At 69.8% G+C, this 25200-nt stretch carries 23 protein-coding genes; 16 read left to right on the top strand and 7 right to left on the bottom strand.

Annotation, left to right across the window (positions count from 1 at the left end; all coding sequences use genetic code 11):
• Nucleotides 1–2: 2 nt before the first annotated feature.
• From IPI43_33875 to IPI43_33910, 8 genes are all read left to right on the top strand, one after another.
• A complete protein-coding gene (locus IPI43_33875; protein MBK7779052.1) occupies nucleotides 3–1745 on the top strand; it encodes a radical SAM protein in 1743 nt (580 codons plus the stop codon).
• Entirely contained in the window at nucleotides 1742–3412 is a 1671-nt protein-coding gene (locus IPI43_33880; protein ID MBK7779053.1) for a 2,3-bisphosphoglycerate-independent phosphoglycerate mutase, read from the top strand. The genes IPI43_33875 and IPI43_33880 overlap by 4 nt, the downstream gene beginning before the upstream one ends.
• A 20-nt stretch (nucleotides 3413–3432) precedes the next feature.
• A complete protein-coding gene (locus tag IPI43_33885; protein ID MBK7779054.1) occupies nucleotides 3433–4014 on the top strand; it encodes a hypothetical protein in 582 nt (193 codons plus the stop codon).
• 178 nt (nucleotides 4015–4192) lie between these two features.
• Nucleotides 4193–5095 carry a hypothetical protein gene (locus IPI43_33890; protein ID MBK7779055.1) on the top strand — a complete coding sequence of 301 codons (903 nt, stop codon included), beginning with the start codon at nucleotides 4193–4195 and terminating at the stop codon, nucleotides 5093–5095.
• Nucleotides 5092–5904, top strand: a complete 813-nt coding sequence (locus IPI43_33895) for a methyltransferase domain-containing protein (protein ID MBK7779056.1) — start codon at nucleotides 5092–5094, stop codon at nucleotides 5902–5904. Before IPI43_33890 ends, IPI43_33895 begins: the two co-directional genes overlap by 4 nt.
• Nucleotides 5891–7234: a hypothetical protein gene (locus IPI43_33900; protein ID MBK7779057.1), complete on the top strand. Its 1344-nt coding sequence runs from the start codon at nucleotides 5891–5893 to the stop codon at nucleotides 7232–7234. The genes IPI43_33895 and IPI43_33900 overlap by 14 nt, the downstream gene beginning before the upstream one ends.
• A gap of 80 nt (nucleotides 7235–7314) precedes the next feature.
• The gene (locus tag IPI43_33905) at nucleotides 7315–8052 is read left to right on the top strand and encodes a class I SAM-dependent methyltransferase (GenBank protein ID MBK7779058.1); all 738 of its coding nucleotides are present in this window, start codon (nucleotides 7315–7317) and stop codon (nucleotides 8050–8052) included.
• Complete coding sequence (locus IPI43_33910; protein MBK7779059.1) at nucleotides 8049–8942, top strand: helix-turn-helix transcriptional regulator; 894 nt, start codon at nucleotides 8049–8051, stop codon at nucleotides 8940–8942. The genes IPI43_33905 and IPI43_33910 overlap by 4 nt, the downstream gene beginning before the upstream one ends.
• A gap of 33 nt (nucleotides 8943–8975) precedes the next feature.
• On the opposite strand, the gene IPI43_33915 is transcribed toward IPI43_33910, so the two are convergent.
• Nucleotides 8976–10364: a VWA domain-containing protein gene (locus IPI43_33915; GenBank protein MBK7779060.1), complete on the bottom strand. Its 1389-nt coding sequence runs from the start codon at nucleotides 10362–10364 to the stop codon at nucleotides 8976–8978.
• A 71-nt stretch (nucleotides 10365–10435) separates the two neighbouring features.
• On the opposite strand from IPI43_33915, the gene IPI43_33920 reads away from it, so the two are divergent.
• Entirely contained in the window at nucleotides 10436–10837 is a 402-nt protein-coding gene (locus tag IPI43_33920) for an SDR family oxidoreductase (protein MBK7779061.1), read from the top strand.
• 6 nt (nucleotides 10838–10843) lie between these two features.
• Here the strand turns inward: IPI43_33920 and IPI43_33925 are convergent, their stop codons facing one another.
• Entirely contained in the window at nucleotides 10844–11437 is a 594-nt protein-coding gene (locus IPI43_33925) for a GNAT family N-acetyltransferase (protein ID MBK7779062.1), read from the bottom strand.
• A 28-nt stretch (nucleotides 11438–11465) separates the two neighbouring features.
• Here IPI43_33925 and IPI43_33930 point away from each other — a divergent pair, with 28 nt between their 5' ends.
• The gene (locus IPI43_33930) at nucleotides 11466–11867 is read left to right on the top strand and encodes a nuclear transport factor 2 family protein (protein MBK7779063.1); all 402 of its coding nucleotides are present in this window, start codon (nucleotides 11466–11468) and stop codon (nucleotides 11865–11867) included.
• Here the strand turns inward: IPI43_33930 and IPI43_33935 are convergent.
• From IPI43_33935 to IPI43_33945, 3 genes are all read right to left on the bottom strand, one after another.
• The gene (locus IPI43_33935) at nucleotides 11864–12199 is read right to left on the bottom strand and encodes a hypothetical protein (GenBank protein MBK7779064.1); all 336 of its coding nucleotides are present in this window, start codon (nucleotides 12197–12199) and stop codon (nucleotides 11864–11866) included. The two genes, IPI43_33930 and IPI43_33935, sit on opposite strands and share 4 nt — an antisense overlap.
• Before the next feature lie 324 nt (nucleotides 12200–12523).
• Complete coding sequence (locus IPI43_33940; GenBank protein ID MBK7779065.1) at nucleotides 12524–13111, bottom strand: hypothetical protein; 588 nt, start codon at nucleotides 13109–13111, stop codon at nucleotides 12524–12526.
• 87 nt (nucleotides 13112–13198) lie between these two features.
• On the bottom strand, nucleotides 13199–14848 hold the full coding sequence (locus IPI43_33945) for a long-chain fatty acid--CoA ligase (GenBank protein MBK7779066.1): 1650 nt from the start codon (nucleotides 14846–14848) through the stop codon (nucleotides 13199–13201).
• A gap of 79 nt (nucleotides 14849–14927) precedes the next feature.
• Between IPI43_33945 and IPI43_33950 the strand changes: the two genes are divergently transcribed.
• The 3 genes from IPI43_33950 to IPI43_33960 all read left to right on the top strand — a co-directional run bounded on the left by IPI43_33950 (nucleotide 14928) and on the right by IPI43_33960 (nucleotide 17345).
• Complete coding sequence (locus IPI43_33950) at nucleotides 14928–16052, top strand: class I SAM-dependent methyltransferase (protein MBK7779067.1); 1125 nt, start codon at nucleotides 14928–14930, stop codon at nucleotides 16050–16052.
• A gap of 69 nt (nucleotides 16053–16121) precedes the next feature.
• Nucleotides 16122–16550 carry a hypothetical protein gene (locus tag IPI43_33955; GenBank protein MBK7779068.1) on the top strand — a complete coding sequence of 143 codons (429 nt, stop codon included), beginning with the start codon at nucleotides 16122–16124 and terminating at the stop codon, nucleotides 16548–16550.
• Nucleotides 16551–16664: 114 nt separating this feature from the next.
• Nucleotides 16665–17345, top strand: coding sequence for a hypothetical protein (locus tag IPI43_33960; protein MBK7779069.1), 681 nt, complete (start codon nucleotides 16665–16667; stop codon nucleotides 17343–17345).
• Nucleotides 17346–17367: 22 nt separating this feature from the next.
• Here IPI43_33960 and IPI43_33965 read toward each other — a convergent pair whose 3' ends face one another.
• Complete coding sequence (locus IPI43_33965; GenBank protein ID MBK7779070.1) at nucleotides 17368–19647, bottom strand: hypothetical protein; 2280 nt, start codon at nucleotides 19645–19647, stop codon at nucleotides 17368–17370.
• A gap of 173 nt (nucleotides 19648–19820) precedes the next feature.
• On the opposite strand from IPI43_33965, the gene IPI43_33970 reads away from it, so the two are divergent.
• The 3 genes from IPI43_33970 to IPI43_33980 are packed head-to-tail and all read left to right on the top strand — an operon-like array spanning nucleotide 19821 to nucleotide 22097.
• Entirely contained in the window at nucleotides 19821–20867 is a 1047-nt protein-coding gene (locus IPI43_33970; GenBank protein ID MBK7779071.1) for a serine/threonine protein kinase, read from the top strand.
• A complete protein-coding gene (locus tag IPI43_33975; protein MBK7779072.1) occupies nucleotides 20864–21934 on the top strand; it encodes a PAS domain-containing protein in 1071 nt (356 codons plus the stop codon). The genes IPI43_33970 and IPI43_33975 overlap by 4 nt, the downstream gene beginning before the upstream one ends.
• Nucleotides 21927–22097, top strand: a complete 171-nt coding sequence (locus tag IPI43_33980; GenBank protein ID MBK7779073.1) for a hypothetical protein — start codon at nucleotides 21927–21929, stop codon at nucleotides 22095–22097. Before IPI43_33975 ends, IPI43_33980 begins: the two co-directional genes overlap by 8 nt.
• Before the next feature lie 128 nt (nucleotides 22098–22225).
• On the opposite strand, the gene IPI43_33985 is transcribed toward IPI43_33980, so the two are convergent.
• Nucleotides 22226–25153, bottom strand: a complete 2928-nt coding sequence (locus IPI43_33985; GenBank protein MBK7779074.1) for a 2-oxoglutarate dehydrogenase E1 component — start codon at nucleotides 25151–25153, stop codon at nucleotides 22226–22228.
• Nucleotides 25154–25200: the final 47 nt, after the last annotated feature.

The following is a 25200-nucleotide window of genomic DNA, read 5'->3' on the forward strand; positions in this document are numbered from 1 at the left end:
CCATGCCCTTGGTCCACTGGATTCGCGTCACGCGGACCTGCAACAACGTCTGCAGCTTCTGCTCCGAGTCCGCGGCACTGGACGGCGTCCCGGTCCCGCTGGAGGAGCTGGAAGCCGCGGTGGACGGCATCCTGGCCAAGCTGGGGCCGCATCTGGACGCCGTGGAGGTTCGCCTCTCGGGGGGCGAGCCCACGCTCAGCCCACACCTCCCGGCGATCATCGAGAGCGTGGCGCGACGTGGACTGTCGCCTGTGCTGGTCACCAACGGGCGCGCCATGGCCAAGCCCGGACGACTCTCGCACTTGGTCGATCGGGGTCTCGCTGCGGTGCGCATCTCGCTGCACGGTGCGACGCCCGCTACCCACGACGCGATGGTCGGAGTCCCTGGAGCGTTTCGTCAGACACTGACGGCGCTCGCGCTAGCGGCGACCGTCCCGGTGCGTAGGACTGTGTCCTTCGTGCTGACCAACGCCAACGTGGAAGAGCTTCCAGCGCTGTTCGACCTCATGAAGCGGTCAGCGTGCGAGGAACTCGAGATCCGCGACGTGCTTCCAACGGCGGACCGCGAGCGCCACGTGGCGCTGCGGGTCCCCGACGACACGGCGCGGCGCGCCCTCGAAGACGCCGCCGAACGCGCGCAACGTGCCAACGTCCACCTCCGCACCATCGGCTTCGAACGCACCGCCACGAACACCCGGCGCTCTGCGTTCGCGGTGGGCGCAAGATGGCCCAACGCATCCGCAGCGCCCGCCCCCCCGAGACCCCCCGCCCGCGTGGTGATTCTGGGGCCGAACGAGCCGGTGACGGCGGGCTCCACCATGACTCCAGTCGCCGAAGCGCTGGAGCAGCGAAGGATCCCGATTGCACGCATGTCGCGGAGTGGACCCTTCGACCTCACCCAAGGAGACTTGGTGCTTTGCACGAGCTACGCGGACGCCACGGCCCTGTTCGAGCGCGAACCGGGTGCCGAGGCCTTCGACGTGAGGGTGATGGACTTCCACATGCTGGCCGACTTTGGAGCGTTCCGGACGCGCTGGATGCCTGATGCGCGTCAACGAGCCACCACGCGGTGGTGGCCGAGCGAGAGGCTCGCGATCATCTCCTGCTTTCCGGGGTACGCGGCTCTCTACGCTTGGTATGGCGTTCCCTCCGAGGCGCTCTTGCTGCACCCATACCTAGTGGATCCGCGCTACTTCGAAGCTCGAACAGGTACCCCGAGTCAGCCCTATGCGTTCTCGGGGGGTCAGCACCTGCGTGACACCGAGACGCTGGCCATAGCCAGCGCGCTGCGACGCAGCCCCGAGACGCTGCCCATCCATCTCTACCACTACGGTCCGGCGGGACCGCCCGCGGCAGGTCTCGACTATCGCGGCGAGGCGGATTTTCGGTCCTTCTGTCAGGCGTTGGCGGGCAGCCGCTTCGTGGTCCTGCCGCTCTCGCGTGACCCCACCTGCGCGGCCGGAATCACCGTGGCCGCCATGGCGCTCGCAGCCGGGCGCGCGGTCGTGGCGTCCGCCACCCCAGCCATGCGCGATCACCTGGACGACGGCGTCAACGCCCTCTTGGTGGAGCCCGAAGACCCGCACGCCCTGGCCCAGGCCATCGAGCGACTGGAGCGGGACCACGAGCTCCGGGCGAAGCTGGAGCAAGGCGCCCGCGAAGCGGCACGGATGTCCACGGCCGAGACCTTCGTGGACGTGCTGCTCGGACGCAGCCCCCCGGGTCTGCTATCACCCGCGCCATGACCGACTTCACCCTACAGCCCCATCCCCAGTTCGCCGGCGTGCCTGGCCCAGTCCTCACGGTCGTGATGGACGGGGTGGGCCTCGGACGGTCCGACGAGGGCAACGCGGTGCACCTGGCACACACCCCCGTGCTGGACGCGCTCGGCAAGGGGCCGTGGACCACCACCCTGCGCGCGCACGGCGTGAGCGTGGGCCTGCCCAGCGACGAGGACATGGGCAACAGCGAGGTGGGCCACAACGCGCTCGGCGCGGGGCGCGTCTTCGACCAGGGCGCGAAGCGGGTGCAGCGGGCCATCGCCTCGGGCGAGATCTTCGAGGGCGCCGTGTGGCGCGAGCTGACCGGCCGCGTGCGCGAGACCGGCGAGGCGCTGCACTTCATCGGGCTCTTGAGCGACGGCAACGTGCACAGCCACCAGGACCACCTGACGGCCATGCTGAAGCGCTGCCACGCCGAGGGCGTGAAGCAGGTGCGGGTGCACGTGCTGTTCGACGGCCGTGACGTGCCCGAGACCAGCGCGCTCGACTACCTGGACCCCCTCGAGGCGCTGCTGAGCGAGCTCTCGGCGCAGCCCGAGCGCGACTACCGCGTGGCCAGCGGCGGCGGTCGCATGACGGTGACCATGGACCGCTACGAGGCGGACTGGGACATGGTGGCGCGGGGCTATCAGCTGCACGTGCTGGGCGAGGGGCGCGGCTTCCGCAGCGCGCGCGGGGCGTTGCTGAGCATGCGCGACGAGCAGCCGGGGATCACGGACCAGAACCTGCCCGGCTTCGTGGTGGTGGACGCGGATGGCGCGCCCGTGGGCCGCATGCGCGACGGCGCGGCCGTGGTGCTGTTCAACTTCCGCGGCGACCGGGCCATCGAGATCACGCGCGCCCTGACCGAGCCCACGTTCAGCGTGTTCCCGCGCGGGCCGCTGCCCGACCTGCTCTTCGCGGGCATGATGCAGTACGACGGCGACCTGCATCTGCCGGAGCGCTACCTGGTGGACCCGCCGGCCATCGATCGCACCCTCGGCGAGTACCTGGCGCGCAACCGAATCGCGCAGTTCGCGTGCAGCGAGACGCAGAAGTTCGGGCACGTGACCTACTTCTGGAACGGCAACCGCAGCGGCTACTTCGACGAGCAGTACGAGCACTACGTGGAGGTGCCGAGCGACCGCCTGCCGTTCGAGCAGCGCCCGTGGATGAAGGCCGCCGAGATCACGGACGCCACGCTTCTCGCGCTCACCTCGGGCAAGCTGCGGGCGGGCCGCATCAACTACGCCAACGGCGACATGGTGGGGCACACCGGCCACCGCGACGCGGCCATCACCGCGGTGCAGGTGGTGGACCTGTGCCTCGCGCGGCTGCTGCCCGTCATTCGCAAGCTCGAGGGCGCGCTCATCATCACGGCCGACCACGGCAACGCCGACGAGATGTACGAGTTCGACAAGAAGAGCGGCACCTTCAAGACCAACGCCGCGGGCCAGCGCGCGGCCAAGACCAGCCACACCCTGAACCCCGTGCCCTGCCACGTGTACGCCCCCGTGCTCGAGCGCGTGAATGGCCTGCGCATGGCGGACGTCCACGCTGCCGGCCTCGCCAGCGTGGCGGCCACCAGCCTCTTCTTGCTCGGTCTCGAGCGCCCCGAGGGCTTCGAGCCTTCCCTCTTGACCATCGCTTGATGGTATCGTGAGCCCGACTGATGCCGACGCCCTCCCGCTCGCTGCTCTTCCTCACACTCTCCCTCGCCCTACCGTGGCTCGCTGGCCCAACACCGGCCGCCGCCCAGGCGAGCCCCGGCCTCGCCGGATTCCGCTTTGGCTGGACGGCCGCGGAGGCACACGAGGCCTGTGAGCGCGAGGGGCACAGCTACAGCATCGAGCGCGTGAGCGGCTCGGTGGTGGAGCGTTGCTCCGCCCCGCTGACGGACATCGGCTTCCCGAGCGGGGCCGAGGTGGTGCTGAACTTCTGCGGCGACCACCTGTGCCGCATCGTCGTGATTGCCCAGCTGGAGGGCGACGCGGCCACGGCCACGGCCACGGCCACCCGCCAGCGCCTCGAGCGCAAGTACGGCGCCCCGGCCCAGACCGACGGCGAGGGCGTGGGCCTTCGCACCGTCACCTTCGAGCGCCAGGGCGAGGGCGCGAGCCCCGACCAGACTGCGCGCATCACCCTCACCGCCAGCGCCGGCCGAGGCCGCCGCATGGTGTCGCTGGCCTACGTCAGCCGGCGCCAGCTCACCCCCGAGCAGCGGCGCGAGCTCGAGATCCTGGGCGGTCTCTGAGAGGGATCTGGAAAAGAAGCCCCGAGTGGGCTACCAGGGAGGCATGAGTTTGCGCTGGCTTATGGTGATGGGTGCGCTCGCCGCTCTGTCTGGCTGTAACCGTGGGGGAAGCCAAACGGCTGACACGACGAGCGGCCTCGGTGTGGCAGGCGCCGTCGCGGCGGATCTACCGGGAGCCGTGCCACCCATGCTCTTGGCGGGGCCGGGCACTGGCCCAGCGCTCTACCTGGGCCCCAACGCGAACGACGCGCCGGTGGGCTATCTGTCGCCAGACGCTGCCTTCGAGGTCGCTGGCCCGCTGGGCGGGGAGCGCGTGGCGGTGCGCATCAACGGCGCCATGACGGTCGAGGGCCTGTACTTCACCACCAGCCGCTTGGCTGCGCGCGTGCTGCGCGGTGGCCGCGTGCGCGGCACCCCGGTGTCGGTGGGCGTGGGCAACCTGGTGCGCGTGCTGGGCCCCGACAGCGAAGAGCGCCGCACGCGCATCGCGGTCACGCCGCTGGTCGCGGATCCGCGCCTGCGCGACGGGCTCGGCACCTGGGAGGGCAGCTTCCCCGTGGTGGGCCTGGGCGCCGACACGAGCGCGGCCACGGAGTCGCTGCCCGAGGGCAGCACGCGCCGCCTGCCCGCCACCGAGGTGGGGCTCTACGAGGCACCTGGCGGGGCGCTGGTCTACACGCTTCCGGCCCTGAACCCGGGCCTGACGGTGGAGCTGGTGCGCGACGAGGGCCCCTGGCACGCCGTGCGCGTGGGCTCCGGCCCCTACCTGGTGGGCTTCGTTCAGGGTGATCTGGTGCCTGCGGCAGCCACCATCGTGCCCCCCTCCGGTGCGGGGCGCAGTGGTGCCGCATTGCCCCAGCGCATCTCCGACGAGAATGCACACCCGCTCTTCCGCGTACCGGCCGGCACCGAGGTCATCTTCGAAGGGCGCGTCATCGCGCGCCTCAACCAGCCCGGCTGGGCACGCGAGCTGCGGCGCTACGCGGCCTACGAGCAGTCCGACGTGTTCATCGCGGTGGACGACAGCGTGGCCGTGCGCGGCCTGGTGCGGGTGAGCGCGCTCCAGCCCGCCACGCCGTGACCGAGCCGCAGCTGGGCCCACTCACGGACGACGCGCTCACGGGCGGCTACCGCGTCCTGCAGCGCAAGCAGGGCCACCGCTACTCCATCGACGACGTGCTGACCGCCCACGAGGCGTGTCGCGCGCGGCCAGACGCCACGCACTATGTGGACCTCGGCTGCGGGCTGGGCTCGGTGCTGCTGATGGTGGCCTACAAGCTGCCGGGCGCGCGCGTCGTGGGGGTAGAGGCGCAAGACGTGTCCTTCCAGCTGGCGCAACAGAACGTGGAGCGCAACGGCCAGGTGGACCGCATCACGGTGCAGCGGGGCGACCTGCGCGACTTACTGCAGCCCGAGCCGCGCGCGGCGCTGCTGCAGGCGCTCGGTCGCGGGGAGGGGCCGCAGCTCATCTCCGGCACGCCGCCCTACATGCCCGTGGGCACGTCCACGCCCTCGCCGGACGAGCAGCGCCGCTATGCGCGCGTGGAGCTGCGCGGCGGCGTGGAGGCCTACTTGGCCGCCATAGGAGCGCTCCTGGCGCCCGGAGGCCGAGGGGTGGTCTGCTGCGACGCGCGCACCCCCGAGCGGGCGCTGCGCGGGGCGGCCGAGGCAGGCCTTTTGCCCCTTCGGCGGCTGGACGCGATCCCGCGGGAGGGCGCGGAGGCCCTCTTCAGTGTATGGACATGCGCGCGCCAGCAAGATGTCGCCGACACCGTGTGCGCAGAGGACCGCTTCGTCGCGCGTGATCGCGAGGGCCAGCGGACCCCCGCCTACCACGCCCTGCGCGCCTTCTTCGACCTGCCCCCGAGCTCCCACCATGCCCCCACGTGACCGCACTCCCCGCCCCAGCCGCCCGTCGGCCCCGCGCCCGAACGGCCCGAAGGGCCCGCGCTCACCGAGCCCGCGCAGCGCGGAGCCGCAGCGCACGCCGGTGGTGCGCAGCGCCCTCGCCAACGTGGGCGGCGCGGTCACCACGCGCGGCGACGCCACCCACGCGGCGGCCCTCGGCGAGGCCATGCAGGCGGCGGAGCACAGCCCGCCCGACGTGGCCACGCACGGCATGCACGCCTACCCCGCGCGCATGCACGCGGCCATCGCCACGCACGTCATAGAGCGCCTGACCAAGCCCGGCGCGCGCGTGGTGGACCCCTTCTGCGGCAGCGGCACCGTGTTGGTGGAGGCCATGACCCTCGGGCGGCGCAGCGCGGGCGTGGACCTCAACCCGCTGGCCATCCGCATCGCCGAGGTGAAGACCACACGCGTGGACGCCGTGCGCCGCGAGCGCTTGGCCGTGACCATCGAAGGGCTGGGCGAGCGCTCCGAAGAGCGCGTGCGCACGCGCACCCACACGCAGGCCCCGCTCACGCCCGAAGACGCCAAGTGGTACGAGGGCCACACGCTCAAGGAGCTTGCCGGCCTGCACGCCGAGATCGCGGCGCTCGAAAACGAAGACGACCGGCGCCTGTTGGAGATGCTCTTCAGCGCCATCGTGGTGAAGTTCAGCATCCAGCGCGCCGAGACCACCGAGCGCGTGGCCGAGCGGCGCATCCGCAAGGGCCTGCCCACCGAGTTCTTCGTGCGCCGCGGCATGGAGTGGCTGGACCGCTGGGTCGAGCTGGAGGCCCAGATCACGGAGCGCGCGCCCGCCGAGGTGTTCGCCCCCCGCCTGGTGCAGGGCGACGCCCGCAAGCTGCGCGACCACGTGGGCGCCGCGCCAGTGGACCTGGTGCTCTCGTCGCCTCCCTATGGCGGCACCTACGACTACGTGCACCACCACGTGCGGCGCTACCCGTGGCTGGGCATCGACCCCACGCAGCTCGAGCGCAACGAGCTGGGCGCGCGGCGCGACCTGAACCAATCCCGCATGCACGGCCAGGACCCCGCCGACCTGTGGGACGATCAGGTGGTGGCCATGCTCAAGGGCATGCGCAAGGTGGTGCGTCCGGGCAGCCACATCGTGCTCTTGGTGGGCGACGGGCAGCTGGGCGACGAGCGCGTGGCCGCCGACCGGCAGCTCGAGGGCCTGGCCCCGCGCGCGCGCCTCGAGGTGGTGGCCGTGGCCTCGCAGCAGCGGCCGGACTGGACCGGCAAGGGCGTGCGCCGCGAACACCTGGTGCAGCTGGCGGTGGGCAAGAGCGACGCGGGCGACGGGAACGAGTAGCGGGCGAGGCGGAAGATCCGCCGATCGCGCGAGAGTCCTTGCTCTCCCGCGGATCGGTGCGGCGCCGCATGCTGTGGCTCATGTCGCACGAGCACACGGACTCCCCGCACCAGCACCCCATGCACGGCTTCGGCGCCGACCGCGCCGCGCACTACGACGCCCAGGCCTCCATCGCGCTCGCTGGCGCCGCGGCGCTCTACGAGCTGGGGGTCAGTGCGTTGACCGCGCAGCTCGATGGCCAAGACGCGGCATCGCTGCTGTTCGTGGGCGTGGGCACGGGCGCGGAGCTGCTGCCCTACACGCGCTTCGACGTGCCCGGCTGGCGCTTCACGGGCGTGGACCCTTCGGAGGCGATGCTCGCGGTCGCTCGCCAGCGCCTCGAGACCGAGAGCCTGCTCGCGCGCACGCAGCTGCACGTGGGCGAGCTTCACACGCTGCCGGAGGGCCAGCCGTTCGACGGGGCGCAGATGATGGGCGTGCTGCACCACGTGGAAGGTCAGGAGGCGCGGTGCGGGCTGCTGCGCGAGGTGGCTCGCAGGCTGAAGCCCGGCGCGCCTCTGGTGGTGGGCTGTCGCGTGGGCATGGACCCCGTGCTGGTGGACGTGGAGCTGCGGCGGCAACGGGCCCTCGGTGCGCCCCGCGAGGACATCGAGCGTCGACGTCCGCTCTACGCGCAGATGAAGCCCGTGGAGTCGGACGCAGCCCTCGCCGCCATGCTGGCCCAGGCCGGGTTCGTGGCTCCCCGGGCGATCTTTCTCTCGCTACAGTTCAAGGTGTTCCTCACGCGCTGGGATCCCGACTCGCTCGCGCAACCATGACCAAGGCCAAAGCCCCGACTGCTACGCCCTCGTGCTCGCGCGAGGCTTTCGAGCGTCACCAGTCCCCCGTGTGGGTGCAGCGCTTCCGTGGGCACGAGCCCCACGCTGCCCAACCGGGGACCTTCGCCCATACCTACGCGGTCATCGTCTTGATCACGCGCGGGCTCTCGCGCATCCGGCACACCGGCGATCTCGTGCTGCGCGCCGGAGACGTGCACCTCATTCCGCCGGGCGATGCCCATGGCGCCGCGCACTTCGACGACATGGAGGGCTGGGCGCTCGCGTTCCACCCCGAGGCCTTTCCGCAGGACGACACCAGCTGGGGCAGCCACGCTGGGCTGAAGCTCGGCCCGCTCCTGCGCGTGCGCAGCGGGTGCCACCCAGTCCTCCGGCCGGACGCCACCCAGCGCCGGCGCCTCGAGGAGTGGATGCGCCTCCTCGAGCATGAGCTCGAGGAGGCGCAGCCCTCGCGGGACGACGCGGTGAGCGCCTTGCTCCGCCTGGTGCTGATCGAGCTCGTGCGCATGAGCAGCCCCGAGCCCGCCCCGGACCCCGCTGGCCAGGGCACCGCGCGCCAAGCGCTCACGTACATCGAGGCCAACGCGCTCGAGTCGCTCTCGCTCGCGCAAGTCGCCCAGGCCGTGGACCGCTCACCCACCCACGTGGCCAGCGTCATGCGCAAGGAGACGGGGCGCACGGTGGGCCAGTGGATCCTCGAATACCGCATGGCCGAAGCGCGGCGGCGGCTGCGGGGCACCGACGAGCGCGTGGAGGTCATCGCCGAGCGCGTGGGCTACGCGGACGTCACCCACTTCATCCGGCTGTTCCGGCGCACCCACGGGCTCACGCCGGCAGCGTGGCGACGGCAGGGCAGCCACGCCGCGTCGTGAGTCCGACGTGGGCCTTGGTCACGGACGTGCGAGCTACCGAATCAGCGCCGCGATGTCCCCCACGAAGGTGACCTCGACTCGCAGGTCCGGGTCGTTCAGCGCCTCGGCCTCGGCCGTGAGGTAGGTCGAGAGGACGTCGAGCCGCTCGAGCGCCCGCACGCGGTCGACGAGGGCCTCCCGGAGGGCCGCTCGGAGCTCCTCGGCCAAGCGGGACAAGGCCACGATCTTGCGCACACCGGCGGTGCTGAACTGCGCCTCGTCGCTGACCCCGGGCGACACGGAGACCTGCTCGGCGCCGTCGTCGAACCCGAAGCTCGGCTCCGCGCGATAGCTGAGCGTGAGAGATCCTTCGAATGGCGCGTCGAGCCGCAGCGCGATGGCGCCGCTCCGCTCGCTAGGGAATGCAGTCGCGATCTCGATGAGCTTGGTGGGGCCCTCGCCTGGCGTGACACCAGGGACGCCATACATCGCCGCGATGCGCCCGCCAGTGTGGCTGAGCTCCACGTTCAAGTCGTAGGCGAGCGGCGTCACACGAAGATCGAAGCCCTCCTCGAACAGCGCGGCGGTCGACTCGAGATCCTGCACGTAGTGGTAGCTGCCCCCGCCGGTGCGACCGAGCGCGTCTGCGAGGTCCGCGTTGTACCCGAGGAGGATCCCCACGAAGGTGAACCCGATCCGGTCGGCCGCGGCGCGCTCGAGCAGCGCCGAGAACCCCGAGCCAGCCTGTGCGTCGGGGTACCCGCAGCTGAGCACGACGACGCGGCGGAGTCGTGGGGCATCGCCGACCGCGGCCCGTTGGACCGCCACGGCTCGCTCCAACGCAGGGTCCATGTCCCACCCCCCGTCCGCCTGGATGGCCGCGACGTCCCGCTCGAGCGCCGCAAGGTCCTCGATGGGGCCATGCGGGTGGACCTCGCGGACCTGCTGGTCGAAGGTCAGGACGGATACGGCGTCCTCCACGCCGAGGTGCCTCAGCATGTTGATCGCAGCCTGGTTCGTCTCCGCCATGTCGCCTGCCATGCTCGCCGACTTGTCGATGAGGATGGTGAGGTCCATCGGTGGGCGCTCGAGGTGGCTGAGCCCCGAGGCCAGACCGACCTGCAGCCAGTACTCCGTGCTGGCACCGTCGAGCGATGGGACGACCGCGAACGCGGGTCGGAGGCAGAGCAGGCTCGCGCAGGGCTCACCCTCCACGGGCAGGTCATGTTCGCTGAAGAGGCCCTCAGCGGTGATCGCGGTCGCGTCGGGCAGCTGACCGCGCCGAACCATCTCTCGGGCATAGCCGATGTCCTGAACGCCGCCCGGGGTCACGCCCACGTACGGGTCGCCCACCCCACCATCGCTGTAGGCGCATCCAAGGGCGAGGCAGGGCAGCATGATCGAGGCCCACAGGGCTCGAGCGGTCATGGCGGTCGGGTTCATGTTCAGGGCTCCTGCTCGGAAGCCAGAGCACACCGTATGCCAGAGGAAAGTGTGCCGAGCTGTGCCATGCGGTGCACAGACCCCGGCTCACCGAGTTCGTGCTGCCGGTGGACACCTACATCCGCAGCAGCTTCATCATCGCCAAGGCGGTGGCGCCGCACAGGGTCGAGGCGTTTTCGCGGCACCTGGCCGGCGAGCTCGGCGGAAGCGGCGTGCGTAGCGTGTGCGTTCGCTCGCACGCCATTCCGCAGACGCTGCTGCGGGGCTCGCACGCGGCGGGGGTGTTCGCCACCGAGGCGCGGCTACAGGGACTCACGGTGGAGCAAATGCTGGAGGGCGCCGCGACCGGCACCGTGCTGAAGCGCCTGTCCACGCTGGATGATCTGGCCGCCACCCTCGTGTTCCTGGCCTCCGATGGCGCGGCCGCCATCTCGGGGGTGGTGGTGAACATGAGCAGGCTGGTGCTGGACTGACGGCGATCACTCCTCCGCGAGCGGCTTGATCCAGAACGACATCGGCTTCGCCGACTCGCTGTCCTCGTCGAGGTCGCGCCAGCGGTACTCGGTGTGCAGCTCCGGGTGGTGACGGTAGCCACGCCGCGCCCAGAAGGCGTCGAGGGGCTGGTAGTCGGCCGGTCTGCGAGGGTGGTCGACGGGCCGCTGCACCGCGCAGAAGGCGCACCAACCGAAGCGCCCGAGGCGACGTGCGTGCGCCTCGCGCTCCTCGAAGAAGCGCACGCCGAGGCCAGTGCCACGGTACGCGGGGAGCAGCACGGACTCGGCGTAGTAGAAGATGCGCTCCACGTCCCAGCCCGCGTCGAGGAACGGCCGCTGGAAAGCCTCGGTCTCGTCGGCCAACGGAAGCGCGGTGGAGGCGCCCACCACCTGGTCTCCGTCGCGCACCAGCACGCACAAGCTGTCCGCGCTTCGCACGTAGGTGGACAGGTAGTCGGCCTCGTACTCCACGGTGCCGTCGTACAAGTAGGGGAAGTCGCGGAACACCGCGATGCGGAGCCGCGCCACCTCGTCGATGTGCGGCTCGATGTCGCGCCCATGCAGCAATTCGATGACCATGCGAGGGGCTGAATCTATCATGCGTCGCATGACCACCACCGCGCTCGTCACGGCGTACTACGCCGCGTTCAACGCCCACGACATGCCTGCCTTCTTGGCGCTGCTGGCCGACGACGTGGTGCACGACATCAACCAGGGGCCGCGCCAGGTGGGGAAGGCGGCGTTCGCGGCCTTCATGCTGAAGATGAACCGCTGCTATCGCGAGCAACTGGCAGACATCGTGGTGATGCAGTCCCCCGACGGCACCCGCGCGGCGGCCGAGTTCGTGGTGCACGGCGAGTACCTCGCCACCGACGAGGGCCTGCCCGAAGCCACCGGGCAGACCTACACGCTCCCGGCGGGCGCGTTCTTCGAGGTCGTGGGCGGTCGCATCGCGCGCGTGAGCAACTACTACAATCTGCCCGACTGGCTGGCCCAAGTGACGCGCTAGGCGTGCGATACACCGAGCTCCTTCGCCAGCCAGGGCGCGGTGCGGCTGCCCCTCTGCCGCGCCGCCACCTGCGGCGGATCGCGAGCGACCAAGCGCCCACCTTCGTCACCGGCACCGGGGCCGAGGTCCACCACCCAGTCGCAGGCCGCCACCAGCGACATGTCGTGCTCCACCACCAGCACCGAGTTGCCGGCGTCCACCAGGCGCTGCAGCTGCGCGAGCAGGCGCTCCTCCCTCCACGGGTTGCCCGCGAGCCGGACGGCGCGCAGGAATCGGTCGTCGGTGCCGAGCGCGCAGTCGGTCCAGACCACCAGCGGCGGGGCAGCAGCCAACGTCAAGATGTTGGCGCCACATTGGCTAGTGGCGATGGGATGCCCTAGGCGTCGGATCCGTCGTGTTCCACCCGCGCCCAGCATCACGAGTTGGGATGGGGTCCGCATCGGCCGTCCACACAGGCGCAGCCACCCAGACCCAGTCGGTCCCTGCTGTGGCCTCGGTCACCTCCGGTCGGGCCTCGGCCCCTCGCCGAACGGCGCCCTGCGGTGCGGTGGAGGACGCGCCGCAGCCCGTGAGGCCACACGTCAACAGCGCTGCCACCAGCAGGGAGAATGCCGACTCGACGCTGGCCTCACGTGCAGGGGAAAGCATGGTGGAGGCTACGATGCGCCCATCTGCAGCACCATATGAGACAAGTACAGGCGGTCCGCGTGAACCGTGAAATACATCCGCAAACTGTCGTAGTTCCTGATCAGCAGATCCACGTCGGGAGGCCGCGCGGCATGACCGCCTGGCTCCGGCATCCTGGCGATGTACTCCGGGTACTCGGCCTCCATGAGCAACCGTGAATCCGACTCGCGGTTGTGGAAGGCGACCGCGTAGGACTCCGGCAACTCACCTTCGGCGTCCGGGTAGGTCATTCGCGGGATTCCCCACTCGAGGAGCCGTCGCGCGTGCGAGGGCCAAGCGTCGACGAACTCCCCGGTCGTCCAGAATCCATGCCGTGCATCGACCGTGTCCCTGTCCTGAAAGACGGTGATGCTCGGCCGGGGCGTCGCGCCCTCGTCGATCCAGATGGTCAGCCCGTGGACCGGATGTGACATGGACCGCAGCGACTCCCACGGGTGGCCCTGATAGCCGGATAGACTGCGAAGCACCTCGCCTGCCATGTCGACAGCGCGAACGCGAACAGCGCCATCGTCGACGAGCGATGACGGACCGGCGCTCGACCCGTTGTCGGATGCCACCACATGGCTTCGTCCGGCGCACGAAGCCACGGTTGCGCACAGCAGGAAGAGGCACGCGAGCCTCGGTGTCACATCCCCTGCCACTCGTCACTCCCGCGTGATGACCGTCAGCTTCCCGTCCGCGTACTGCTGGCGCAGCACCTTCTTGTCGAACTTGCCCACGCTCGTCTTGGGCACTTCCGCGATGAACGCATACCGCTCGGGCAGCCACCACTTGGCCACCTTGTCGCCGAGGAAGTCGTGGATGGCCTGGTCGGTGAGCGTCGCCCCGGGCTTCGGCACCACGCAGGCGAGCGGGCGCTCTTCCCACTTCGCGTCGGGCACGCCCACCACGGCGGCCTCGAGCACGCTGGGGTGCGCCATGATGGCGTTCTCGAGCTCCACGGAGCTGATCCACTCACCGCCTGACTTGATCACGTCCTTGGCGCGGTCGGTGATCTGGCAGTAGCCGCGCGGGTCCACGTAGCCCACGTCGCCGGTGCGCAGCCAGCCGTCCTGGAACTTGCTGGGCTCGCCCACGCCATCTTCCACGCCGTAGTAGCTGGCGGTGACCCACGGGCCGCGCACCTGGATCTCGCCCACGGACGAGCCATCCCACGGAAGGATGCTGCCGTCGTCGGCCACGATGCGCATCTCCACACACGCGGACACACGCCCGGTGCGGTTGCGGTAGGTCCACTGCTGGTCCGGAGTGGCCTGCTTGGGCGCATAAGACACGGCGCCGAGCGGGCTGGTCTCGGTCATGCCCCACGCCTGGATGATGGTCACGCCGTGCTTCTCCTGGAAGCCGCGCATCAGCGACTCGGGCACGGCGCTGCCGCCACACAGCACCAGACGCAGCGAGCTGAGGTCCACGGGCTTGCCCTCGCAGTGGTGGAGCATGCCCGTCCAGATGCTGGGCACCGCGCCCGCGAACGTGGGGCGCTCCTTCTCGATCATGGCCACCAGCGGCTCGGGTTGCAGCAGCGGGCCGGGCATGAGGAAGTCGGCTCCCACCATCCACGCGGCATAGGGGATGCCCCACGCGTTGGCGTGGAACATAGGCACCACCGGCAGCACCATGTCGCGCTCGCTGAGGCCCGCCGTGGCGCCGCTGGCGAGGCCCAGCGCGTGCAAGTAGGTGGAGCGGTGGCTGTAGACCACGCCCTTCGGGTTGCCGGTGGTGCCGCTGGTGTAGGCCATGGCCGCGGGGGCGCGCTCGTCGAGATCCGGCCAGGCGTAGTCGCCCTCATCGAGGCTCATGGCGATGAGGTCCTCGTAGCGGTGCAGCTGCGCGTTGGGCGCGGCGCTCAGGCAGGACGCATCGCCCTTTCCGATGACCACGATGTGCTGAACCGTGTCGAGCTCGTGCACCACCTTGGCGAGCAACGGCAGCAGCGTGTCGTTGATGAGGATGACCTTGTCCTCGGCGTGCGTGATCACGTAGCTGAGCTGGTCGGGGAACAGGCGGATGTTGAGCGTGTGCAGCACCGCCCCCATGCCCGAGATGGCGAAGTACGCCTCGAGGTGCGCCTGGTCGTTCCAGCAGAACGTGCCCACGCGGTCCTCACGGCCCACGCCCAGCTTGCCGAGCGCGTGCGCGAGCGCTGCCGTGCGACGGCCCACCTCGGCAAAGGTGGCCTCGTGGCGGCCCCCGGGAGACATGGTGATGACGCGGCTCTCGCCGTAGATCCGGCGCCCGTGCTCGAAGATCCCGGAGATGAGCAGCGGCCGCTCTTGCATGGTGCTGAAGGTCATAGCGCGGGAGGATAAACCAAGGCCCCGCGAAGACGCGACGCCGTTGTGCTACTCGTCCCCCGGCTCGCCGCGACGCCCCATGCCCATCCTCCAAACGCCCTTCGCCCGGGTCGAGCTGCTCCGCCAGCCCGAGATCCCCAACGAGACTCTGCAGGCCTTCGACGCCGCCGACGAGCATCTCCTCGGCCACGTGCATGCGCTGGGGTTGAGCGTCGATGCCCACGTGTTGGTGCTGAACGACAGCTTCGGCGCCCTCGGCACCAGCCTTGCGGCCCACTGCCACGTGACCAGCAGCGGGGACTCGCACCTGGGCCACATGGCCCTGCTGCGGAACCTGGCGCTCAACGGCCAGCGCGAGGACAGCGTGCGCTTCATTCCCGCCCATGAGGTGGCGCGAGGGCCGTTCGACTGGGTGTTCATTCGTGTTCCCAAGACCCTGGCCCTGCTGGAGGAGCAGCTGATCCGCTTGCACGGTGAGCTGGCTCCCGGCGCCCAGGTCATCGCGGCGGGCATGATCAAGCACCTCCCGCGCGCTGCCGGAGAGCTGCTCGAGCGCTACATCGGGCCGGTGCAGGCCTCGCTGGCGGTCAAGAAGTCTCGCCTGCTGTGGGCCACTCCCGAGAGCAAGCCTGTCCCGACCTCGCCCTACCCGAGCCGCTACCGCATGGAGCAGCCGCCGATCACGCTCCTCAACCACGCCAACGTGTTCTGTCGCGAGGGCCTCGACATCGGCACGCGGGCGTTCCTCCCGCACCTGCCAGAGGGCCTGGGCGAGCGGCGCGTGGCCGACCTCGGCTGCGGAAACGGCGTGCTCGGCATCGCCTGTGCCCTCGCCAACCCGCAGGCGCAGCTGACGCTCGTGGACGAGTCCTACATGGCGGTGCAGTCCGCGAGAGAGAACTGGCAAGCGGCGCTCGGCGACCGCCCGGTGACCCTGCGCGTCGACGATGGGTTGGCTGGCCAGGCACCGGGTTCGCTGGAGCTGGTGCTGTGCAACCCCCCCTTCCACCAGCAACAGGTGGTGGGCGACTTGCTCGCCTGGCGCATGTTCCAACAGGCCCGCGCAGCGCTGGTGCGCGGCGGCGAGCTGTGGATCGTGGGCAACCGACACCTGGGCTACCACGCGAAGCTGAGCCGGCTGTTCCGCTCGGTGCAGCAGGTGGCGGCCACTCCCAAGTTCGTGGTGCTGAAAGCCACGAAGTAGCGCAGCGCTCCGGGCACGAAAGGCCCGGCGCGGCTTGCACAGCGGGCGGGCGGCCCTACCCTCTGCGCCATGCCAAGCCTCGTCGACGCCCTCAACGATCCCTCGAAGAAGCCCACCATCGTCGAAGACTGCCTCGCGCTGATCGACGCCGAGGTGAAGACCAAGAACCTGTTCATCAAGGCGGGCTACAAGACCGTCAGCGGCATCAAGCCCGGGTTCATCCGCAACGTGGTGAACGACCTGCTGCCCGAGTTCGCGGGCGCGCTCGAGCCCATGCACCAGGAGGCGGTCAGCGCCGGTAAGGACGTGGTGGCCCACTTCAGCAGCAACGCGGGCCGCGCGGCCGATGCCATGCTGTCCATCACGGACAAGAAGGCGGAGCGCAGCACCAACGGCGTGGTCAAGAAGGCTTATGGCAGCCTGCGCGGGATGGCGAAGAGCAACGTGGAGTCGGCCATTCCGGCGCTCGCGCGGCTAATCACCAAGCACGCCAGCTGAGCCTGACCCCAGCGAGGCACTGAGACGGCGCGACACAGCGCGAGCGGTGTTGTCGGACCGGGAGGTTCATCGCCACCACTTGACCCTGCGCTCATCGGGGCCTAGCGTCGCGCGATGAAGTCGCTGATGGGGGTTCTCGGTTTCGTCTCGTTGATGGTGTGCGGTGACTCGGGCGGGGTGGCCGGACCACCGGGTCCCCAAGGGCCTGTCGGTCCCCAGGGACCTCCCGGCGTGGCTGGTCCCGCCGGTCCCGCTGGTGTGGAGGGGCCGGCAGGCGTCGACGGAATCGACGGGATGATCGGTCCGCAAGGCCCCGTCGGGCCAGCGGGTCCTGCAGGAGCGCCAGGTGCCCAAGGGCCCGAGGGCCCGCCAGGTTCCGGCGCTGTGTTCTCGCTCGCGCACCAAGCCTCTCCGCTTCCGACGCGTGGGTTCACACCCACCAACGGAGCTCCGGCTTTCTTGGGCAACACGGCGACGCTCGTGTTCGGTGGATCCAGTGTCGCCACGGTCTCGGCGACCGTCGGATTCGCCAGCGACAGGGGTGGGGAGTTCGAACTCTCGATCTGCACCAAGAACGGGAGCGCCCCTCCTGCCATGGTGATGCTCGGCAACGCGCCGCTCGTGATGAGCACGTTCTACGATGACGAGCGCGAGAACATCGTCATCTCGGGCATCGTCCCTGCGGGGCAAGCCGGAACCGGGGCGCGTCAGGTCGGAGTCTGCGTCCGGGGCCTGGAGCCCGGCTCGATCTACGACTACTACGGCGTGAACGGTTCCATCCTGTTCGTCGAGTGATCCGTCGAGGCCCGCGAGTCGTTCACCACGTGGGCCTGCGGATGACGTAAGCGTCGCCGCTTCCTGCCGCGGCCTGGTCGGGCAGAACACCGAACGTCTCGCCTGCGACGAGCAGGTCACCGCCCACCAGCGCGCCGCTCGTGGTGTAGTCGGATTGAGCCGTACCGAACTGACGGGCCCCGATGAGCTGGCCGCTGGCGCTGTGCCGCGTCACGACGATGTCGTGCTGGCCCACCGCCATGTGTCCGCTCACGACGCCATTGGAGACCCTTCCAGGGAGATAGATCTGACCGTCGCTGCGGATGAGCACCGCGGCGACGTCGTCGTTCCCGCTCGTGCCGAACTGCCGGGTCCAGAGTACGCCACCGTCGGTATCGTACGCGCGCAGGATGAGGTCGAAGCTGCCGAGCGCCGTGTATCCGGGGAAGGCGCTGTTCGTCGAGCCCGCGAGGATGACGTCATCGTTCGCGTTGAAGGCGAGCGCGAGTACGTCGTCGTAACCGCTCGTACCGAACTGCCGTGTCCAGAGGATGTTGCCGTCCGAATCGTACTTCCTCACGAACGCGTCGTTGCCGCCGGACGAGGTCTGCCCCGGGAGCGTGGCGTCCTCGGCCCGGCCCGCAACGAACACGTCGCCACTGGCGTCCGCGCCCAGCGCGTAGGGATAGAGCGCTCCGGAGCCCACCCCGAACTGCAGCACCCAGAGGCGGGTGCCGCTCGAGTCGTACTTCGCGATGAAGATGTCGTTGAATCCCACGAGTGAGTAGGTCGGGAAGGCTCCCCCTGTCCGGCCGGCCACGATGATGTTGTCGTCTTCGTCGACGGCCAAGGTTGCGATGCTGTCGAACCCGCTCGTGCCGAACTGCCGGGTCCAGAGGACGCTGCCGTCCGTGTCGTACTTGCGGATGAAGGCGTCGGCGCTGCCCTCGGATGTCTGTCCTGGGAGGGCTTCTCCCGCCATCCCCGCCACGATGATGTGCCCCGCTCCATCGGAGGCGACGCCCGCTACTCGGTCGTCCGCGCTGGACCCGAACTGCTCCGTCCAGACGATGCTGCCAGCCGCGTCATAGCTGCGAACGAAGGCGTCGGTGAGTCCGGCGGAAACCTGCCCAGGCAGCGCTCCCTGCGTTTCACCCACCACGACGATCGCGTCGGTGCCAACCGCTGCCACACCCTTGGCCGTGTCGGACTCGGTGGTGCCGAACTGTCGGGTCCAGGTCATCACCGAAGCCAAGGTGGCGCACACACGATTCTGCACGCTGCTGGGCGCGGTGGCCTCCAGCTCCCCAGCTGCGCATTCGGCAAACGCGCTGCATGACGTGGTGTTGGGGTTGGCGGTGAACGTCCCCGCAGCACAAGCGGTGCACACGCGGTCGAGCGAAGGACTCGGAGTGGTCGCCGAGGTGCCCGCCGCGCAGTCACCCCAAGCCGTACAGCTTGCCGCGTTGAGGGTGGCGCTGAAGTGTCCCGGCTCGCACATCTGACAGCCGCGGTCGCGCGTCGCGCTCGGAAGAGCGCTGACGTACTGGCCGGCGGCACAGGTCACACCCCAACTCGTGCAGACGGTGGCGTTCGGCGTGGTGCTGTAGGTGCCGTTCGCGCACATGACGCACGTGCGGTCGTGGGTGGCGTCGCCCTCGTTCATGACGGACTCCCCCGCGACGCAGCTCGAGCGAGACACGCACACCGTGCCCGCGTCAGCGTCGTGGTCCCAGTCGGTGGTGACGCAGGGCTGCCGCGGGGCAGGGCCACCGGGGCAATAGGCGCCGGGCTCGCACGCTTCGCAGGTGGGGCCGGAGATGGCGGTGGCTGGTGCGGTCTGGAGCGTGCCGGGGTCGCACGGCGGCCAGCACGTGGATGGGTCGTAGCCCTCGTCCGTGCGACCGTCGCAGTTGTTGTCGGTCTGGTCGCACGCCTCGGTGGCGCTCGGGTTGATGTCGATGCGCAGGTCATTGCAGTCGTCGCCGCACACAAGGTCACCGTTCGCGGCCTGGTTGCAGCATGCGGCCGCCACGAAACCGTCGCCGTCCACGTCGGTGCCGCCGAGGGTGGACGGATCGCAGTCCTCGTCGAGGTCGTCCACGTCACAGACCTCGGCATTGCCCGGGAAGCGGTTCTCGTTGTCGTCATCACAGTCGGACCCACCGCAGGCCACGCTGTCGATGCCGTCCCCGTCGCGGTCCGGGTCGTCGCAGTCGCCGCTGTCCAAGGTGCTCGTGTCGGGCGCGTCGACAGATGCATCGGATCCAGCGTCGTCCATCGAAGGCGTGCCGCCGCACCCCGAGACGAAGACAGCGAGCACGAGGAGATGACTGAGACGCTGCCCTTGCACCATTCCGAAATACTACGCAGACGGTGCGCGAATTGCTTCCCTGGAATAGCCGCAACTGAGCGCTGCGCCGGGGCGAACGGCCCATTGCGCCGCAGGGGCGGACAGGTAAGCTGAACGCCCCCGCAGCGTGATTCATCCCCCCGATGGGCCAGCACTCCCCTAGCGTCCACAAGTACCAACCAGGCGATGTCCTGCTCGAGCGCTACCAGCTCGAGCGCCAGCTCGCCGTGGGAGGCATGGGGGAGCTGTGGCGCGCGGTGAACCTGGCGCTCGAGCAACCCGTGGCCGTGAAGCTGCTGCGCAGCGCGGCGAGGAACCCCGCCGGAGCGGCCCGGCTGCTCCGTGAGGCGCGCGTGGCCGCCCGGCTGCAGCACCGCGCCATCATCCGCGTGTTCGACGCCGGCACCACCGCCACCAACGACCCGTTCCTGGTCATGGAGCTGCTCGAGGGCGAAGACGCCGGCACCCTCCTGGAAGACGGTGGTCCGCTCGATGCCGTGCGCGCCGTGCAGCTCATGATCCCGGTGCTCTCGGGGTTGGCCGTGGCGCACGCGCAGGGCGTGGTGCACCGCGACCTGAAGCCCGACAACATCTTTCTGGCGCGCCTCAGCGACGGCACCGTGCAGCCCAAGCTCATCGACTTCGGTGTGGCGCACGTGTCCACACAGCTGGCCGCCAGCAAGCTCACCACGGCGGGCATGCTGCTGGGCACGCCCGAGTACATGGCCCCCGAGCAGATCGAGTGCCGCGAGGACATCGACGCGCGCGCCGACGTCTGGGCGGTGGGCATCACCCTCTATCAGCTCGTCGCCGGCGCCGTGCCCTTCACCGGAGAGACCCTGCTCCAGATCTTCGACGCCGTGATGGAGGCCCACGTGCCGTTCCCCACGCGCGCGCGCGGCCTCGATGGCGGCCTGTGGTCCATCCTCACGGACTGCCTGCGCCGCGATCGAGACGAGCGCTTCGCCTCGGTGGAAGAGGTGGAGCGCGCGCTGACCGCCTGGCTCGCCAAGCGCGGGGTCACCGAGGACTACGCGCGCCACAGCTTGGTGACTGCAGCAGCGGTCCGTCCGTCCACGCTCGTGCCCACGCTCGCACCCCCGCCTCCTCGTGCGGAGAGCGAGGCACGCCCCGCCGGTGCCACCCTCGACCGCGCCATCTTTTCAGTGCTGGAGAAGAAGCCCTCGTGATCGACCTCGTCCCTCCCTCATCCTCTGCGGCCACGCTGCTCCCGTTCGATCCCTTCACCGTGGACGAGCGCTCCGAGGCCGAGCTGGACGAGCTCCCCTTCGGCATCATCTGCCTGGACGAGGAGGGCACCATCCTGCGCTACAACCTGGCCGAGGCTCGGCTGGCCCGGCTCGACCGCAATCAGGTGGTGGGCAAGAACTTCTTCGCGCGCGTGGCCCCGTGCACGGCCGGCCCGGGGTTCGAGGGCCGCTTCCGCGAGTTCGCGAGGGCGAGCGGGGGGCAAGACGTGCTCCGCTTCGACTACCTCTTCGACTTCAAATTCGGGGCCCAAGAGGTGGGCATCGAGATCGTGCGGGCGCCCTCCGGCGACCGGTTCTACCTGTTCGTGAACCGGCGCAAGTTCTTCGAGGCGCGCCGCGACCTGCCCGAGGGGTTTGCCGCTCCGCTCCAGCGCGAGCTGGCACCCAACGAGCAAGCCGAGGGCGTGCGGCGCGACGACGTGGACCGTCGCGTGCTGGAGGTGCCCTGGTCGTTCTTGTCGGCGCTGCGCACCACCTGCGACCAGGTGGCGCCGGAGGGCTGGCCGCTCTTCTGCACCGCGTGGGGCACCCAGTGGGGCCGGTCCGTCGCGGTGGATCTCGAGACGGAAGCGCTCGAGGCGTTCCAGCTGTCCATCCGCGAGGTGCCGCTCCGCACCGCCATGGAGATGCTCTCGCGCGGCATGGCGCGGCAGGGCTGGGGCGCCCTGCGCATCGACTTCTCGTACACGCCACAGTCGGCCTTCGTGGCCCACCTCGACCGCTCGGCGGTGGCCGAGGCAGCGGCCCGCAGCAAGACCATGCGCTGCCACATGGTGTCCGGGATGCTCGGCGCGGTGTTCACCCACATCGCCAGCCGCCGCGTGGTGGCGCGCGAGGTCACCTGCAAGGCGCGCGGCGACGCGAGCTGCACCTTCGTGGTGGTGCCCGACAGCCGCCGCAGCGCCCTCGAGAGCGCCATCCAGGCGGGCCTGACCGACGTGGGCACGGTGGTGCGCAGCCTGAAGCGCGAGAGCCTCCGTGGCTGAGCCGAGCCACGCCGTGGTGACGGGCCTCGCGGCGCAAGACGCCGAGCGCAGCGCCGGCGAGTTCTTCGAGGCCTTCGTGGACGACACCGAGGTGCTGGACCTCACCGCGCTCCCCGCGGGAGAGGCGTTCGACCTGCTGTTCGAGGACGACGAGCTTCCCTGAGGTCATGGAGGCCGGGCCATCCCAACCTCGAGTTGTCAGGAGTCCCTTATTTCAAGGCACATTGGCACCCCGGACGGAAGTGTTTCAACCCGGGGTGCCCAATTGCCTTGTTTCAAGCCAGCGCAGGCTCAGCCCGCGAAGACCTCGTCGATCAGCATGCGCTGCTCGATCTTGTGCGCCCCGCTCGACCCCGTGGCCGGGCTGGCGCTCTCGGGCCGCGCGATGCAGCGCAGCGGCAGGCGGTTCTCCACGATCTCGGGCATGCGCGCGCGGATGAAGTACCAGGCGCCCATGTTCCAGGGCTCTTCCTGCACCCACACCAGGTCCGTTCCGTCGGCGTAAGGCGAGAGGGCCGCGCGGATCTCGGCGGGGTCGAGAGGGTAGAGCTGCTCCATGCGCACGATGGCCACGTGGTCGGCCTTCTTCAGCTCGCGCTCCTCTTCCAGGTCGAAGTACACCTTGCCGCTGCACAGCACCACGCGCTTCACCTGCGCGGGGTCCTTGGGCGCACCGTCGACGGTGGTCTTGCTGTCCAGCAGCAGGCGCTCGAACTTGCCGGTGGCCAGCTCGTCCAGCGTGCTCACTGCGCGCTTGTGACGCAGCAGGCTCTTGGGCGTCATGATGATGAGCGGCTTGCGCCACTTGCGCAGCACCTGACGGCGCAGCACGTGGAAGATCTGCGCGGGCGTGGTCAGGTTGACCACCTGCATGTTGTCCTCGGCGCACAGCATGAGGAAGCGCTCGAGGCGCGCGCTGCTGTGCTCGGGGCCTTGGCCCTCGAAGCCGTGCGGCAGCGCCATGACGAGGCCGCTCAAGCGGTGCCACTTGTCCTCGGACGACGAGATGAACTGGTCGATGATGACCTGCGCGGTGTTTACGAAGTCGCCGAACTGGGCCTCCCACATGACCAGCGCTTCGGGCGTGTCGAGCGAGTAGCCCCACTCGAAGCCCACCACGCCGGCCTCGCTGAGCGGGCTGTCCACGATCTCGAGCCGCGCCTGGTCCTTGGTGAGGTGCCCGAGGCGCGTGTAGCGGGTGCCGGTGACCGAGTCGAAGATGACGGCGTGGCGGTGGCTGAACGTGCCGCGGCGCACGTCTTGACCGGTGAGGCGGCAGGGGGTGCCCTCCACCAGCAGCGTGGCGAGCGCGAGATTCTCGGCGGTGCCCCAGTCCACCTCGACGCCCGTCTTCATGATCTCGCGCTGCTTGTCGAGCACGAAGCGCTGCAAGCGCGGGTGCGGCGTGAAGCCCTCGGGCAGCGTGGTGAGCTTGTCGATGAGCTCCACCAGCTTCTCGCGCGGGTAGCCCGTGTTGGCGCGCGGCGTGTCGGCGTCGCGGCCACCGATGTATTCACCCCACACGCCCAGCATGGCCGAGGGCTTGAGCGCGAAGCTGCCGCGGCGCGCCTCTTCGAGCGCGGTGTCCAGGAACGCGCGCCGGCGGTTCTCGATGTCCTCGGCCTGCTGCCGGGAGATCTTGCCGAGCTCCACCAGCTTCTCGATGTAGACCTGACGCACGGTGCGCTTCTGGTCGATGGCGGCGTACATGAGCGGCTGCGTGAAGCGCGGCTCGTCGCCCTCGTTGTGCCCGTACTTGCGGTAGCAGTAGAGGTCCACCACCACGTCGCGCCCGAAGCGCTGGCGGTACTCGGCCGCCAGGTGCGCCACCTGCGCCACGGCCTCCGGGTCTTCGCCGTTCACGTGGAACACGGGGCAGCGCAGCATGCGCGTGATGTCCGTGCAGTAGCGTGTGGAGCGGGCGTCTTCGGGGTTGGTGGTGAAGCCCACCTGGTTGTTGATGATGACGTGCACGGTGCCGCCTGTGCGGTACCCGCCGATCTCGCTGAGGTTGAGCGTCTCGGCCACCACGCCCTGTCCGATGAAGGCGCTGTCTCCATGGATGAGCAGCGGCAGCACGCGCGCGCGGGTCTTGTCGCCCTTGCGGTCCTGCTTGGCGCGCACGCGCCCCTCCACCACCGGGTTCACCCACTCGAGGTGGCTCGGGTTGAACGCCAGCGTCATGTGCAGCTCGCGCCCGCTCGCGGTCTTGCGGTCGGTGGAGAAGCCCATGTGGTACTTCACGTCGCCGCGACCCATGTTGCTGCGCGGGTCCTTGTCCTCGAAGCCGGCGAAGATGTCGCGCACGTCCATCTCGAGGATGTTGACCATCACGTTCAGGCGGCCGCGGTGGGCCATGCCGATGACGATCTCGTCCACCCCGTGGTCGGCCCCACGCTCGATGAGCAGGTCCAGCAGTGGGATGACGCTCTCACCACCCTCGAGCGAGAAGCGCTTGGCGCCGATGTACTTCGTGTGCAGGAACTGCTCGAAGATCTCGGCGTCCGTCAGCTTCGTGAGGATGTGGACCTGGTCCTTCACATCCAGCTGCGTGTGGTTGTTGGTGGACTCCATCTGGTCCTGGAGCCAGTCACGCGCCTCTTTGTCCTCGAGGAACGTGTACTCCACGCCGATGGTGCGCGTGTACGTCTCGCGCAGGCGCTCCACGATCTCGCCCAGCGTGGCCGTGGGCGGCCCCGTCAGGTCGTCCGTGGAGAAAACGGTGGCGGGGTCGATGGTGTCGAGGCCATAGCGCTCGAGCGCCAGCTCGGTGGGCGGCAGGTCGCCGAGGCCCAGCGGGTCCATCTTGGCGTAGAGGTGGCCACGCACGCGGTAGGCGTTGATGAGCGCGGAGAGGCGCGCCTGCAGGTGCGTGGCGGCCAGCATCTCGCTGGTGGGCGGGAAGGACGGGCGCCCCGGCACGTGCTCGAACGGCACGTTCTCGGAGTCCGGCGGGAAGAAGACGGAGGGCGAGGCGGCGCCTGGCAAGGCCCCCTCACGCGGCAGCCGCTGCTCCCCGTTGCTGGCCATCCGCGACGGTGCGGCGGGCACCAGCTCGGGGGGCGCGGCCAGGGTGCCGGCGCTGGTCAGCTGCGGCCAGTCCGCCTGCGGGAGCCGGTCGAAGTACTCGCGCCACGCCGGCTCGACGGCGGTGGGATTGCTCATCCACGCGAGGAACATCTCCTCGACGAGGCCTTGGTTGACTCCAAAATCGGACATCGCTCGCCTTGTTCTCGGCCCCTACGGACGGGGCCCGCAGGAGCGTA

This window comes from Sandaracinaceae bacterium (assembly GCA_016706685.1).
In the GTDB taxonomy this organism is placed as follows: Bacteria; Myxococcota_A; Polyangia; order Polyangiales; family Houyiibacteriaceae; genus JADJJE01.

Coding starts and splice junctions, on each gene's coding strand:
- IPI43_33875 (MBK7779052.1), top strand. CDS start 3: ATGCCCTTGGTCCACTGGATTCGCGTCACGCGGACCTGCAACAACGTC.
- IPI43_33880 (MBK7779053.1), top strand. CDS start 1,742: ATGACCGACTTCACCCTACAGCCCCATCCCCAGTTCGCCGGCGTGCCT.
- IPI43_33885 (MBK7779054.1), top strand. CDS start 3,433: ATGCCGACGCCCTCCCGCTCGCTGCTCTTCCTCACACTCTCCCTCGCC.
- IPI43_33900 (MBK7779057.1), top strand. CDS start 5,891: ATGCCCCCACGTGACCGCACTCCCCGCCCCAGCCGCCCGTCGGCCCCG.
- IPI43_33905 (MBK7779058.1), top strand. CDS start 7,315: ATGTCGCACGAGCACACGGACTCCCCGCACCAGCACCCCATGCACGGC.
- IPI43_33910 (MBK7779059.1), top strand. CDS start 8,049: ATGACCAAGGCCAAAGCCCCGACTGCTACGCCCTCGTGCTCGCGCGAG.
- IPI43_33915 (MBK7779060.1), bottom strand. CDS start 10,364: ATGAACCCGACCGCCATGACCGCTCGAGCCCTGTGGGCCTCGATCATG.
- IPI43_33925 (MBK7779062.1), bottom strand. CDS start 11,437: ATGGTCATCGAATTGCTGCATGGGCGCGACATCGAGCCGCACATCGAC.
- IPI43_33930 (MBK7779063.1), top strand. CDS start 11,466: ATGACCACCACCGCGCTCGTCACGGCGTACTACGCCGCGTTCAACGCC.
- IPI43_33945 (MBK7779066.1), bottom strand. CDS start 14,848: ATGACCTTCAGCACCATGCAAGAGCGGCCGCTGCTCATCTCCGGGATC.
- IPI43_33950 (MBK7779067.1), top strand. CDS start 14,928: ATGCCCATCCTCCAAACGCCCTTCGCCCGGGTCGAGCTGCTCCGCCAG.
- IPI43_33955 (MBK7779068.1), top strand. CDS start 16,122: ATGCCAAGCCTCGTCGACGCCCTCAACGATCCCTCGAAGAAGCCCACC.
- IPI43_33960 (MBK7779069.1), top strand. CDS start 16,665: ATGAAGTCGCTGATGGGGGTTCTCGGTTTCGTCTCGTTGATGGTGTGC.
- IPI43_33970 (MBK7779071.1), top strand. CDS start 19,821: ATGGGCCAGCACTCCCCTAGCGTCCACAAGTACCAACCAGGCGATGTC.
- IPI43_33985 (MBK7779074.1), bottom strand. CDS start 25,153: ATGTCCGATTTTGGAGTCAACCAAGGCCTCGTCGAGGAGATGTTCCTC.